The sequence below is a fragment of the uncultured Pelagibacterium sp. genome (assembly GCF_963972885.1).
In the GTDB taxonomy this organism is placed as follows: Bacteria; Pseudomonadota; Alphaproteobacteria; order Rhizobiales; family Devosiaceae; genus Pelagibacterium; species Pelagibacterium nitratireducens.
The window spans coordinates 1-11624 of sequence record NZ_CAXAXY010000092.1 but is presented as its reverse complement, the minus strand read 5'-3'; the positions used below and the strand labels follow the sequence as shown (position 1 = coordinate 11624).

Sequence of the window (11624 nt, the reverse complement as noted above, 5' to 3'; positions counted from 1 at the left end):
AAGTGGCCGACTTTTACTCCGCCCATTGGCCGGATTTTACTCCGCCGTTGACATCTGGCGTTGGCGCAATTGATCTGCGCCCGATAATTCGGGAGTTTTCATGTCTGGCCCTCATGGCGCAGTCCCGTCGTCCGGTGACGTGGGGAGTGCTTTTAGTTTGGGAGTGTGCAGGCAAGCACAGCGCGACGGCGATGTCACGCGGAAGGTGCGGTATTGGGGTACGTTTGGTTAACGCGGATTATTGAATTTGTGGCGTGGCAAAACCGTTATGGCGGTGGTAAATCCATTATCGGATTTTCTGGCCAGTCAGCTTCGCATAGATCAGGCTGAGATGAGCCGCGATCACCTCCGCGTCGACGCCATCGGCCGAGGCCCGTTCGACGGCATCTTCCAGCGTTTTTAGGCGAACAGAGTGGACGCGGGCGTATTGCTGTTCGACGTAATCCGCGACGTCCTGGGGCACCGGTGCCTCGCCGGACAGCCACTTTTGCGCGGTGCGGCCATTCACGCCGCCTATACGGGCCAAACGGGATGAGGCGGCGTCGGGAAAGATCAGGGCGACGCGCTGACGGAAGCTCATGCCGGCATCCGGATCTTGGTCGTCACTGTTGCCGTGTGGAAGGTCTTTGAATGGCATAAGGCACCCTGCTGAATCAGGTGAAGGATACAGCAAGGTGCTAAACACGTCATTAGAGCACGCCAGCCTTCCGGAGCTGACGCTCATATGTGCCGATGAATTCCCGCGCGCGTTCGACAGCCGTGTCATAGTCGGTCTCGAGTAGCGCTGTGCAGTAGTGCCCCACAGAACTGTCGGTAGCCGACCAGCCGATGTCGTTCGCGAGTTCCGCATGGTCGCTGTCAGCCGCTGTAAGCGCACGCAGGCCTTTGGCGATCACGTCAGCGGGCCATGCGGCATAGGGCGACCGCTTGCGCTTGAAGCCCTCTCCACGCTCAAATTTTGCGATTTTGATTTTCGTGGTGCGGACGAGATCCCAGAGATACCAATACTGTCCACGGGTGAGCGGAAAGTTCTCGATCAATTCCGGCCATTCGCCAGCTTTCGAGCATGCGGCCTTGTAGGTCTTCAAAAGCCCTGCCGCCTCGGCCTGCAGCTGGCGCGTCTCCTCAACATGAGAGGCGATCCATTCCTGCTGCTCGCGCTCCTCCTGCTCATCCTTGAGCCGCGTCGCTTCTTTGCGCGCTGCCTTTTCCCGCTCGATTGCGGCATCATTCATCAGCGCCTCGTCGTCGACCTTCAGCAGCACCCGCTCGATCTCTGCAGGCGTTGCCTTCCCTGGCGTGTAGATCGCAAGCCACTCGCTGCCCTCGCGGGTGCACTTGATGCCGATGCCGTAAAGGTCGCTTTTGCCGACGCGATACAGGCGCCAAAAGCTGTCGGTCGCCGGTGCTTTGAAGAGGTCGCCATGGGGCGTCCAGGTGGTGTCGGGAATGGGCGGCACGTATGCCGCGGTCAGATTAATCATAATGTCTCTCCGTCTCATGCGCACTAAGCGCTAAGCATGAGATACATGATGACAGATCAGATCACGCACGCAACGTTTTTCTTGCGCGGATGCATCAAAACCGAATGTTTCGATATACGACTGAAATTTTTTTTATTGCTAAATCTATCACCATATAGGAGCAAACGGGCAATCTGTCGCCAGTTTGCAAATTTTTCTCATACATTGTTATTGACGGTCGGATTGGTTGTGTATATATCTCATACATCGGACGACGGAGAGCCATAACGGTTCCGGTCCCAATCAGTCCAGGAGGACGCCATCATGAAAAAGTTCACTATCGAAAACGCCCAAAGCGGTGTTGTGCTCGGCACTTTCGCAGCTCAGAGCAAGGAGGACGCGCTCGACGTCATGGCCCGCGATGCCGGCTATTCGGATTACGCCGCGCTCCAGGGGGAAGTTCCCGCCAAGGAAGGCGAGATCGTCGTTACCGAAGTCGATGTCCACTTCACCTTCGACATCGACACCGGCACGCTGGGCGATGGCCAGAACTTTCACCCTTACATCTCGCTTGCTTTGATGGCTGACGGCGAGTGCCAGATCCACATCGGCGAGACGCAGGTCAGCAACGCGCCTTTTAATGGCGATGCCATCTTCTTCGTCAGCCGTGTCCTGCAGATGCGCGAGATCACTGTCGAGCAGAACGACGTGCGCCTCACTTTCGAGGAGTTTGCTCACAAGCTCGGTGTCCTGCTCGCTCAGTATGAGGGTACTGGCATGGTCAACACGCCCGAGCAGCTCAAAGAGCAGATCGAGGATGCGTTCAGCGACTGGCCGAAGTGGGCTTTCGACGCCTCTTACGATGACGACGATGGCAGTCTCGAAGATCTGACTGTGGCGTTGATTAATGCTGCAAAGAGTTTTCAGGCCGACAGCGTGTTCGACAAGGTATCCAGAGCCCGAATCGATGCAGCAGACGATAAACGCACTCCCGACGTCCTCTATGTCCAAAAAGATCGCAACGGCGTCTGGCGCGCAGTGCTCTCCGACAGTCAGTCTCATAACGACGAGATGACGCTTTGGCGCGAGGGTGAAGAAGTCGAAACACTCTATGCCGCGATCATCGCAGACGAAGACGACGACGCGATCACTGATTATGCAGTCTCGATCATTGCTGGCTGGGACGACGACTGGACTGCCGCCGCCTAATCAAGCTCAAGGACTGCGGGGGCAGGATGTAGCCCCCGCCCTTTCTCAAGCCGCCCTATCCGTGACGGCTTCAGCAAGGGCAAACTCGGAAAGCAAACTTATGAACGACGTCGAAAGACTCCAGCGCTGGCGCGACACCGGCAAACTCATCGTCGGTGACAGCCCGGGCTGGCAGACCCGGCTGTCAAAAGTCATCGGCCTGTCACCCGCATACGTCTCCCACATCAACACGGGACAGCGGCCCCTCACCCGCGAAGCTGAAGAGAAGATGCTGTGGGGTCTCAAAGCCGCTATCGAGACGCGCCAGAGCCAGATCGGCTGGATGAAGCAGCGGCTTCAGGAATTGGAGCGCGATCTGGAGCCAGAACCGGACGATGATCAGGCACCAGATATGATGTGAAATCGGGTCGCTTCGGCGGCCCTTTTTCTAGGCTCAAAAGGAAGGTTTCGGACCCCGAAACAGACCCCGAAAAGAAAACGGGCGCCTCCGATCTCTCGAAAACGCCCGGATTTCTTGGTGGGCCCGGAGGGACTCGAACCCCCAACCAGACCGTTATGAGCGGTCGGCTCTAACCAATTGAGCTACAGGCCCACGCTTCGTTCTCCTAGCGGGTCGACGCTTTGAGGTCCATGGGGTTTTGCATCTGTTTACCGTTTTTTCCGGCGGCTTTGCCCGCTGCCGCAAATCCGTCTCAATGCATCAGGAAAACTTGAGTGTTCTGCGTGGGCACAACCAATTCCAACGAACGAGATTTCCAGGAGACTATTCATGCGCCTTCCCCTGACGTTTGCACCCATTGCGATGGCCGTGCTGCTGGCAAGCCCGGCGCTTGCCGACACCATGAGCTTGAGCGGCACAGGTACCGTGCGCGCCGCGCCCGACATGGCAACCATCAACACCGGCGTGACAACGCAAGCCGAGACCGCGCGCGAAGCGCTCGACGCCAATTCGGCTGCCATGGCCGATCTGGTCGCCGCCCTGCGCGAAGCGGGCCTGGAAGATCGCGACATCCAGACCTCGGACTTCTCCGTCAGCCCGCAATATGTCTATTCGGACCGGCGCGATGACAATGGATACACCCCGCCGCCCGAAATTCAGGGCTATCAGGTGTCCAACACCGTCACCATCGTGGTGCGTGACCTTGAAGCGCTGGGATCCGTCCTCGATCAGGCCGTAACCGTGGGTGCCAACACCATCAACGGTATTGTTTTCGCCGTCGATGACGTGACCAAGCTTGAGGAGGAAGCCCGCAAGCTGGCCTTCGCCGATGCCATGGCCAAGGCGGAAACCTATGCCGGGGCCGCGGGATTGCGCCTGGGTTCGATCGAGTCGATCCGCGAAATGGATGCCCAGCAGCCGCCCATGCCGATGTATCGTGCCCAGGCCATGGAAATGGCCGCCGATGGGTCGGTCCCCGTGGAAGCGGGCGAAATGTCCTATTCGATCACTGCGACCATCGAATGGGAAATCGAGGACGACAACCAATAGTCCAATACCATGGACCATTGAAAACGGCCGGGTCCTCTGGATCCGGCCTTTTTTGTCAGACGCCGAGCGCCTGCAGGATCATCCGCCCGCCCACAACCACAAGGAAGATCGCAAACACGATCTTGAGCAGCCTCGCATCGAGCCTGTGGGCCAGCGCCACGCCAATCGGCGCGGTCAGTGTCGCAAGGCCGCCAATGAGAATGAACGAGGGGATGTTGATAAAGCCGACACTAAAGGGTGGTGTGCCCGCCGCGCCCCATCCCGAGATGACGAACCCGACGACCGCTGGAACGGCAAGGACGACGCCGAGCGTCGAACTGGTTCCCACCGCGGTATGAATGGGCGTTCCGAACGCCGTAAGCGTCGGCACGGTCAGCGATCCGCCGCCAACTCCCATGAGTGCCGATATATAGCCGATCACCGCCGCTGAGATACGATTGACCATCGGCACGCCCGCCAGCGATTCCATCAGCCTGCGCTGAACCGGCAACGCCATGTTGAGCGCTATGAACAACGCCATCACGCCAAAAATGATCTTGAGCGCCGCAGCGCTGTAGAGCCCTGCCATGAGCCCGCCCAGAAGCGAGGCAACAACGATCCAGGGTGCCCACAGCCTGACGATCCTGTGGTCCACGGCGCCCCTTTTGTTATGGGCGCGCGCGCTGCGCATTCCGGTGGGAATGATGACGGCCAGCGAGGTGCCGACGGCCACATGCATGATGATTTCGGGACTGTAGCCGAGCAGTTGATAGGCAAGCACCATGGCCGGAACCATGATGATCCCGCCTCCGATGCCGAGCAGGCCGGCCATGACGCCGGACACCGCCCCGGTCAGCGCCAACCCAATGGCGAAGGGGAGAAAATGTGTGATGATATCGGACAAGGACGTCTGTTCCTGAGCGCGGGGAAGTCATGCGCCCTGATGCAAGAAATTGATGGCCGCCCGACTCTCTCGCCGTCGACCGGACACAGAGACTATCGGGCACTTGTCGGCATCTGTCGACCCCGGGCGCAGGGCCAGTCTAGCCTTCTCCCAGGACGTGCATGACGATCTGTCGCCGATGCGGCGCGTTGCGATGTTCGAAAAGATAGAGGCCCTGCCACGTCCCCAGAACCGGCCGGCCATCGATCACCGGAATGGATATCGAGGTCTGGGTCAGCGCCGATTTGATATGGGCGGGCATGTCGTCGGGCCCCTCGGTTGTGTGGACGACCCAGTCCATACCGGGCGGCACCAACCGGGCAAAGAACGATCTGAGGTCGGTTTGGACATCGGGATCGGCATTTTCCTGGATCAGCAATGAGCATGAGGTGTGCCGGCAATAGACCGTCAACAGCCCGTCGCGAACGGGATTCGATGCCATGAAACGCCCGATATCGGGCGTAAATTCATAGAGTCCCTGCCCGCGCGTGGTGATCTCCAGTATCTCGCTCGATTGCTGCATTGCGCACCGTCTCCAATCGTCTGCGCAACCCTATCGCAAAGGCGGCGCGGAACCCAAACGGGTTGATCGCGTTTTTGTGACATCTCGAGCGCGTGCCGTCTCGTGGGTTTGCACTGCCCCTTCTGCAATGCCCTTGAACGGCACGCGCTCGACCCCAGACACCCTATCGCGGCTATCCGCCTTCGGTGTTGAAATGAATGGAGATAGAAAATGGCTGATATTGATCGCGACTACACGGATCGCAATCGCACCGAGCGCGAGCGCGTCTATGCAGTCAATTCCGGCGGCAGCGCCGGCTGGTGGATCGGCGGCGTGCTTGTTCTCGCGGTGCTGATTATTGGCTTTATTGCGCTGAGCGGCGGAGAACCCGCCCCCGTCAACACCGTTCCCACCGCAGTTGAAACCACGCCTCCGGCGACCGAGCCCGCACCCATGACGGAAACGGCGCCGGCAACCGAACCCGCTCCGGCACTCGAAGCGGCCCCCGAGGCCACCGCACCGGTGGAATCGGCTCCGGCTGAAACTGCCCCTGTTGAGGCCGCACCCGCCGAAGCTGCTCCCGCAGAGCCGGCTCCTGCCCAGTAAGATTTCAGACTTTGGGGCGTGTCGTTACGGCACGCCCCTTTTCTTGTTCAGCTTGGCGTCATTTTGACGATGTTATCCATCCCTTTCGTGTGACCGCGTGAGCGGCCACATCATTTGCCGGGGGGCAGAGGAGAAAATCCCATGAAGCTCAAACAATTGCTCTTGACCAGTACCGCTATGCTCATGCTCGGCACCCCTGTGGCGCCGCTTTTTGCGCAAAGCGGCAATGCCGACCTTACCGTGGCTCAGGCCGCGCCTCCGGCCCTGGCCGGCGCCATCCAGACCTATCTCGAGGCCCAGGCCGCCGTTGAGGCAGCCGAGGCCTCTGGCGGTGATGCCGCCGCAGCCGAGGAAGCTCTGGCCGCCGCGCGCGACGAACTGGGCGCCCTGTGCGCCGCAATCGGACAAACCGATATCGATGCCTGCATCGCCATGTTCGAAAGTGGCGAGATAGCACCTGCCGCTCCGGCCCCCGAGGCTGAAATGGCGGTCGAAGCCGAAGCAGAAGCCGCCGCTGAACCTGAGGCCCCGGCACCTGAAGCGGAGCCCGCTGAAGAACCAGCGCCCGTAGAGGAACCCGCGCCCGTAGAGGAGCCTGCTCCTCCCGCCGAGGCCGCTCCCGCAGAAGCCGAACCCGCTCCGGCGGAGGAACCGGCTCCGGCACCGGCTGAAGAGCCTGCTCCGGCTGAAGAGCCCGCCCCTCAGCCCGAACCTGCTCCGGCTGAAGAGCCCGCTCCTGCGCCCCAAACAATGGAAGAGCCTGAACCGGCGGCTCCCGAACCTCCTGCAGCCGAGTCTGCCATGCCTGCCGAGCAGCCTGCTGCCGATGCGGACTCCTCGGCCCCTGCCTCCCTGCTTGAAGCGGTAACCGCATACGAAACCGCAGTTGCTGAATTTGAAGCAGCGGTTGCCGCTGGTGGCGATACCAGCGCGGCCGCACAGGCCGTGACCGATGCCGAAGCCGAACTCCAGGGCATCTGTGAAGCACTTGGACAAACCGATCTCGATGCGTGCCTGACCGGCTTTGACATCGAACTCGACATCATCGACGTTCAGGCAGAGCTCGACGGCATGGCCGAAACGCCCGCTGCCCCTGAAGAGGAAGCGGCGGCGGAAGATGAAGCGCCGCTCGAAGGTGAAGCGCCGGCCCAGGAAATGGACGACAATATCGTTCTCGAAGGCAACGTTCAGGGCGAGATTGTTCCTGAAGGCACCAACGAAAGCGAAGTCGCCCCGCTGCTCGACAGCGACAAGGACACGGCCTCGGGCGTCATGGACGACGAGCAGAACCAGCCGGCGGCTGAGGGTGAAGGCGAAGCCGAAGTTGAGGCCGAAGCCGAAGTTGAGGCCGAAGCTGAAGCCCAGAGCGAAACCCCTCAAGAGCCGGCCCCTGCTGCCGAGCCGCTCGACGTGACCGAAATTCCCTCGATCGACACTGAAGAAGGTCAGGGCCGCCAGGAAGTCTCGATCCAGGAGGTCGAAGAAGCCGAATCGGCCTCGGCCAGTGCCCAGCTCCAGGAAGGGTCGGGCCAGCCACAGGCCAATCAGCAGGGTGGCGTTCTCGTTGGCCCGGTTCGTGAAGGCCCATCCAATGCAGAGGTCATCGCCACAATCGGTCTGGCCACGATTTTTGCAATTGGCGCCAACCAGTTCATCAACACGCCCGACACGCCGCGGATCATCTATCCCGACGATCAGCAGTATTATGTCGAGGACCTGTCCGATGACCGCACCCGCGAAACCATCCTGCGGGCCGATGGCAGCCGCATCGTAACGATCCGCGACCGGTATGGCGATGTTATCCGCCGCTCGCGCATCGAGCCCGATGGGCGTGAAATCCTGCTCGTCTATGTCGACCCCAGCTATCGCCGTTATGACGAACAGGGTCGCTGGATCGATCCGGGCCGTCAACTGCCGCCGCTGCAGCTCAATATTCCGGCCAGCGAATATGTGCTCAACGCTTCGGCCGCCAACGAGCAGCAGGTCGCGACCTTCCTCGACCAGCCGCCGGTCGAGACCATCCAGCGTTACTACACGATTGACGAGGTCAAGCGCTCGTCCCGTCTGCGCGACATGGTCCGTCGTCTCGAGATTGCCGATTTGACCTTCGAGACCGGCAGCGCCAACATTTCGCAAAGCGAGATCGGCACGCTCTCGGCCACCGCCAACGCCATGCTGGCGCTGATCAGGCAAAATCCTGCGGAAACCTTCCTGATCGAAGGCCACACCGATGCCGTGGGGTCGGACGTCTCCAACCTGGCCCTGTCCGATCGCCGTGCCGAGGCAATTGCCTATGCATTGACCCGCGTCTATGGCGTTCCCGCCGAAAACCTTGCCACGCAGGGCTATGGCGAGCGCTACCTCAAGGTCAACACGCAGGCCGCCGAGCGCACCAACCGTCGCGTTACGATCCGCCGCATTACCCCGCTCATCACCCCGATGAACGGCGCCGCCGGATAAGCACGACCCATACCGATCAAGCAACAAGGCCGGGGTTAATCCCCCGGCCTTTCCTTTACCGGCTGTCGCAATATGGTCCGGAGTTTCTCCGGAGCGGTCTTGCGCGGATCGCCCAGATAGATTTCGTGATGCCTGCCCGTCGGCACCCAGCCATTGTCGGGTATGTAATGCTCGTGCATCCGGGCCAGGATCGGCCCTTCGTCATCGTAGGGGCCGATATGAAGCACCTGAACGGCCCTGCCTTCCTCGAGCGCCTCCACCCGCAGGAGGTCGAGCGCTGCCGGCCCTTTCTTGGCCCGCGCCGTTTCGATGGCCGCCGCGATCATGGCCGGACCGATCCAGTCGGGCACCATGATCATCATGGTCCAGTGCCATTTATCCTTGTCGCGGGCGGCAAAACTGCGCAGGTCCTTTGCCCACCACAGCCCCTCGAGCGGCGGAACCGTGTAGTCCCGACCGAGCTGTGTCTTGGAAGCAAATTTAAGCGGGTAGGCGACCGCAAAAAGCGTCTCGACCGCCTCGCGATAGGACCGTGCCGCATTGGGGTCGCCATGCCCGTCGATCATCAGGAACCGCATGGTCGGCACCTCGACGACGTGGAGGCCCCTGGATCTGGTCGGGCCGTACAACGCTTTGAGCTGTTTTTTGAAGTCGACCTTTTCCATTGCAGATTCCCTACTCGTCCCATCGCAACGATACGGTCCACCCTTAAAGATTGGAAAGAATTCTTGCGCAGTTTGCCCGCAATCCCCATCTGTGGGCTTCGGCAATTATCGGAGATTCTTTTTACGCAATGTTCGACATCGACAAGATCGTAACGGCCCTCAAGACCGACCCCAACATGCAGCGCACCGCGGGTGCAGGCGCAGCGGGCCTTGCTGCGGGTATGCTGCTGGGCGGCGGAGGCATCAAAAAGATCGCCAAATACGGCGCCCTCGCAGCAATCGGTGGTCTTGCCTATAACGCCTGGCAAAAAAGCCGGCAGGACAACACCGCCCCAGATGTCGAAACCCCGCCCGAAGGCCCCTTCATGCCCGCGCCGTCCGACGAGACCGCGCAGGAAGCGCTGGGCAAGGCGCTTGTGCGCGCCATGATCTCCGCCGCCAAAGCCGATGGCCGCATCGATGCCGATGAAAAAGAGCGTATCTTCCAGCGGCTCGAGGACATGAAGCTCTCGGCCCAGGAAAAGGCGTTCGTGTTTGACGAACTTTCAACCCCGCTCGACATCGAAGCGGTGGTGCGCGGTGCCGATACGCCCGAACACGCCGCCGAAATTTACGCGGCATCGCTGGTGGCTATCGAGGCCGATACGGCAACCGAGCGCGCCTATCTCGAAACGCTGGCCAACCGGCTCAGCCTGCCCGACGCTCTGGTCACGGAGATTCACAAGGCTGCCGCACGCTAGAGCGTGTCCAGCAAGAGCATGTCCTCGACGCGATCGGGGATGGAAACGGTTTGGCGGTTCGGACACGCGACAAAACAAGGGTTTAGAGCCAAGGATTTGATCCAATCAAATCCTGAACGGCTCTAAATTTTCGGGGAACGAATCGCCGGCTTTATGCTTAACATTGACCGAACACGGAAGCGGGAGGTTGCCATGACCTATCTCGAACCCGACCAGACGCGCCACACAGGCGCGGGCTCTATCGTGCTGCGGGTGGCAGCAATCGTTATTGTCCTGGCCTTTGGGTGGTTTGCCCTAACGGTGGGCAGCGAGGATTCGACGGGCCGCCCGGAAATCGTTCCCGAACCGACAGTCAGCACGTCCTGACCGTCCAGCTCCCTATTTTTTGCCGCTGCGCTTGATCGAGATGATCTTGAGCGGCGGCACGCCCGATTTCTCTGAAATGGCCCGATCCTGATCCATGATGGAGGTCAGTGCGGGCTCGTCGCCGTCCAGGCCACCGAGCAGGCTCGCGTCGACCTTGCGGTTGGACCGTTGGCTGCCATCCTCATAAACGATGTCGAAAAGCACGAATTCCGTGCGCATGGTTGGCTTTCTGGCCATGATAAATCCAATCTGAAACTGAACAGGGCCGTCGCCGAGGCGACAGCCCATGATTGATTTTGCGGTAAAGTCGACTTAATCGAACAGGAACTTGCCCTGTTCGCGGATGATCTGCCGGCCCTTGCCCAGGGTGGCCGCTGCACAATCGTCCTTGTCGGAAAATTTGTCGGCGCGAATAAATGAATAGGTCTTGGTCTCCCCATCGATTTCCTTCTCGATGGTGCCCGCGACCTGATATTCGCCGCCCGATTTCATCAGGGTCGCCTTGATGAGATAGCCTTCGAATTCTTCCTGAGCGTCGATGCTGGCCGCGGCCGGCTGCCTGTCACCGCCAGCGCCGAACAGATTTTTCCAAAACGACATCTCGAACCCTCCATATGCACGAGGCGGCCAATGGCCGCCCCGATTTGTCTCTAGCCTAACGCCAAGCGGACTAGTTGTCCAAAAAGCTCCGCAGCTTGCGGCTGCGGCTGGGATGCTTGAGCTTGCGAAGCGCCTTGGCTTCGATCTGGCGAATACGCTCACGCGTGACCGAGAACTGCTGGCCCACTTCCTCGAGCGTATGGTCGGTGTTCATGCCGATACCGAAGCGCATGCGCAGCACACGCTCTTCACGCGGCGTCAGCGAGGCGAGAACCCGGGTCGTGGTCTCGCGCAGGTTCGACTGGATCGCCGCGTCGATCGGCTGGATCGCGTTGGTGTCGGGAATGAAATCCCCGAGGTTCGAATCCTCCTCGTCGCCAATCGGCGTCTCGAGGGAAATCGGCTCCTTGGCGATTTTGAGAACCTTGCGCACCTTGTCGAGCGGCATCTGCAGCTTTTCGGAAAGCTCTTCCGGCGTCGGCTCACGACCGATTTCATGGAGCATCTGGCGGCTGGTCCGCACGATCTTGTTGATCGTTTCGATCATGTGCACCGGAATACGGATGGTGCGCGCCTGATCGGCGATCGAACGGGTGATCGCC

At 60.3% G+C, this 11624-nt stretch carries 15 protein-coding genes and 1 tRNA gene; 7 read left to right on the top strand and 9 right to left on the bottom strand.

Annotation, left to right across the window (positions count from 1 at the left end; genetic code table 11):
- Positions 1-286 precede the first annotated feature (286 nt).
- Positions 287-580: a hypothetical protein gene (locus tag AACZ55_RS13160; protein ID WP_339646766.1), complete on the bottom strand. Its 294-nt coding sequence runs from the start codon at positions 578-580 to the stop codon at positions 287-289.
- A 109-nt stretch (positions 581-689) separates the two neighbouring features.
- Positions 690-1484 (bottom strand): hypothetical protein, encoded by a 795-nt coding sequence (locus AACZ55_RS13155; RefSeq protein WP_339646765.1) that lies wholly within the window; start codon positions 1482-1484, stop codon positions 690-692.
- Between the two features lie 303 nt (positions 1485-1787).
- Here AACZ55_RS13155 and AACZ55_RS13150 point away from each other — a divergent pair, with 303 nt between their 5' ends.
- Together AACZ55_RS13150 and AACZ55_RS13145 are read left to right on the top strand one after the other, a co-directional pair.
- Positions 1788-2672 (top strand): hypothetical protein, encoded by an 885-nt coding sequence (locus tag AACZ55_RS13150; RefSeq protein ID WP_339646763.1) that lies wholly within the window; start codon positions 1788-1790, stop codon positions 2670-2672.
- A gap of 100 nt (positions 2673-2772) precedes the next feature.
- On the top strand, positions 2773-3072 hold the full coding sequence (locus tag AACZ55_RS13145; protein WP_339646761.1) for a hypothetical protein: 300 nt from the start codon (positions 2773-2775) through the stop codon (positions 3070-3072).
- 115 nt (positions 3073-3187) lie between these two features.
- Here AACZ55_RS13145 and AACZ55_RS13140 read toward each other — a convergent pair.
- A tRNA-Ile gene (locus AACZ55_RS13140) sits at positions 3188-3264 on the bottom strand.
- A gap of 177 nt (positions 3265-3441) precedes the next feature.
- On the opposite strand from AACZ55_RS13140, the gene AACZ55_RS13135 reads away from it, so the two are divergent.
- Complete coding sequence (locus AACZ55_RS13135) at positions 3442-4161, top strand: SIMPL domain-containing protein (protein ID WP_339646759.1); 720 nt, start codon at positions 3442-3444, stop codon at positions 4159-4161.
- Positions 4162-4216: 55 nt separating this feature from the next.
- Here AACZ55_RS13135 and AACZ55_RS13130 read toward each other — a convergent pair whose 3' ends face one another.
- Entirely contained in the window at positions 4217-5044 is an 828-nt protein-coding gene (locus tag AACZ55_RS13130; RefSeq protein WP_339646757.1) for a sulfite exporter TauE/SafE family protein, read from the bottom strand.
- Positions 5045-5183: 139 nt separating this feature from the next.
- On the bottom strand, positions 5184-5606 hold the full coding sequence (locus AACZ55_RS13125; protein ID WP_338609793.1) for a secondary thiamine-phosphate synthase enzyme YjbQ: 423 nt from the start codon (positions 5604-5606) through the stop codon (positions 5184-5186).
- Positions 5607-5816: 210 nt separating this feature from the next.
- Between AACZ55_RS13125 and AACZ55_RS13120 the strand changes: the two genes are divergently transcribed.
- Positions 5817-6191 carry a hypothetical protein gene (locus tag AACZ55_RS13120; protein WP_338609792.1) on the top strand — a complete coding sequence of 125 codons (375 nt, stop codon included), beginning with the start codon at positions 5817-5819 and terminating at the stop codon, positions 6189-6191.
- 141 nt (positions 6192-6332) lie between these two features.
- Positions 6333-8651: an OmpA family protein gene (locus AACZ55_RS13115; RefSeq protein WP_339646753.1), complete on the top strand. Its 2319-nt coding sequence runs from the start codon at positions 6333-6335 to the stop codon at positions 8649-8651.
- A 35-nt stretch (positions 8652-8686) separates the two neighbouring features.
- Here AACZ55_RS13115 and AACZ55_RS13110 read toward each other — a convergent pair whose 3' ends face one another.
- Positions 8687-9316 carry a GyrI-like domain-containing protein gene (locus AACZ55_RS13110; RefSeq protein WP_339646752.1) on the bottom strand — a complete coding sequence of 210 codons (630 nt, stop codon included), beginning with the start codon at positions 9314-9316 and terminating at the stop codon, positions 8687-8689.
- Between the two features lie 128 nt (positions 9317-9444).
- On the opposite strand from AACZ55_RS13110, the gene AACZ55_RS13105 reads away from it, so the two are divergent.
- Together AACZ55_RS13105 and AACZ55_RS13100 are read left to right on the top strand one after the other, a co-directional pair.
- On the top strand, positions 9445-10056 hold the full coding sequence (locus AACZ55_RS13105; protein ID WP_338609789.1) for a tellurite resistance TerB family protein: 612 nt from the start codon (positions 9445-9447) through the stop codon (positions 10054-10056).
- A gap of 192 nt (positions 10057-10248) precedes the next feature.
- The gene (locus AACZ55_RS13100) at positions 10249-10422 is read left to right on the top strand and encodes a hypothetical protein (protein ID WP_339646750.1); all 174 of its coding nucleotides are present in this window, start codon (positions 10249-10251) and stop codon (positions 10420-10422) included.
- Positions 10423-10434: 12 nt separating this feature from the next.
- Here the strand turns inward: AACZ55_RS13100 and AACZ55_RS13095 are convergent, their stop codons facing one another.
- From AACZ55_RS13095 to AACZ55_RS13085, 3 genes are all read right to left on the bottom strand, one after another.
- Entirely contained in the window at positions 10435-10659 is a 225-nt protein-coding gene (locus AACZ55_RS13095) for a hypothetical protein (protein ID WP_339646748.1), read from the bottom strand.
- 75 nt (positions 10660-10734) lie between these two features.
- A complete protein-coding gene (locus tag AACZ55_RS13090) occupies positions 10735-11022 on the bottom strand; it encodes an HlyU family transcriptional regulator (RefSeq protein ID WP_338609786.1) in 288 nt (95 codons plus the stop codon).
- Between the two features lie 70 nt (positions 11023-11092).
- Positions 11093-11624: sigma-70 family RNA polymerase sigma factor (locus AACZ55_RS13085; RefSeq protein WP_339646745.1), on the bottom strand; the 532-nt coding region annotated here is incomplete at its 5' end.

Bases quoted from the DNA above. Each gene is read 5' to 3' on its own strand.
- AACZ55_RS13100 (WP_339646750.1), top strand. From the start codon at position 10,249: ATGACCTATCTCGAACCCGACCAGACGCGCCACACAGGCGCGGGCTCT.
- AACZ55_RS13120 (WP_338609792.1), top strand. From the start codon at position 5,817: ATGGCTGATATTGATCGCGACTACACGGATCGCAATCGCACCGAGCGC.
- AACZ55_RS13155 (WP_339646765.1), bottom strand. From the start codon at position 1,484: ATGATTAATCTGACCGCGGCATACGTGCCGCCCATTCCCGACACCACC.
- AACZ55_RS13125 (WP_338609793.1), bottom strand. From the start codon at position 5,606: ATGCAGCAATCGAGCGAGATACTGGAGATCACCACGCGCGGGCAGGGA.
- AACZ55_RS13145 (WP_339646761.1), top strand. From the start codon at position 2,773: ATGAACGACGTCGAAAGACTCCAGCGCTGGCGCGACACCGGCAAACTC.
- AACZ55_RS13095 (WP_339646748.1), bottom strand. From the start codon at position 10,659: ATGGCCAGAAAGCCAACCATGCGCACGGAATTCGTGCTTTTCGACATC.
- AACZ55_RS13110 (WP_339646752.1), bottom strand. From the start codon at position 9,316: ATGGAAAAGGTCGACTTCAAAAAACAGCTCAAAGCGTTGTACGGCCCG.
- AACZ55_RS13115 (WP_339646753.1), top strand. From the start codon at position 6,333: ATGAAGCTCAAACAATTGCTCTTGACCAGTACCGCTATGCTCATGCTC.
- AACZ55_RS13160 (WP_339646766.1), bottom strand. From the start codon at position 580: ATGAGCTTCCGTCAGCGCGTCGCCCTGATCTTTCCCGACGCCGCCTCA.
- AACZ55_RS13105 (WP_338609789.1), top strand. From the start codon at position 9,445: ATGTTCGACATCGACAAGATCGTAACGGCCCTCAAGACCGACCCCAAC.
- AACZ55_RS13150 (WP_339646763.1), top strand. From the start codon at position 1,788: ATGAAAAAGTTCACTATCGAAAACGCCCAAAGCGGTGTTGTGCTCGGC.
- AACZ55_RS13135 (WP_339646759.1), top strand. From the start codon at position 3,442: ATGCGCCTTCCCCTGACGTTTGCACCCATTGCGATGGCCGTGCTGCTG.
- AACZ55_RS13090 (WP_338609786.1), bottom strand. From the start codon at position 11,022: ATGTCGTTTTGGAAAAATCTGTTCGGCGCTGGCGGTGACAGGCAGCCG.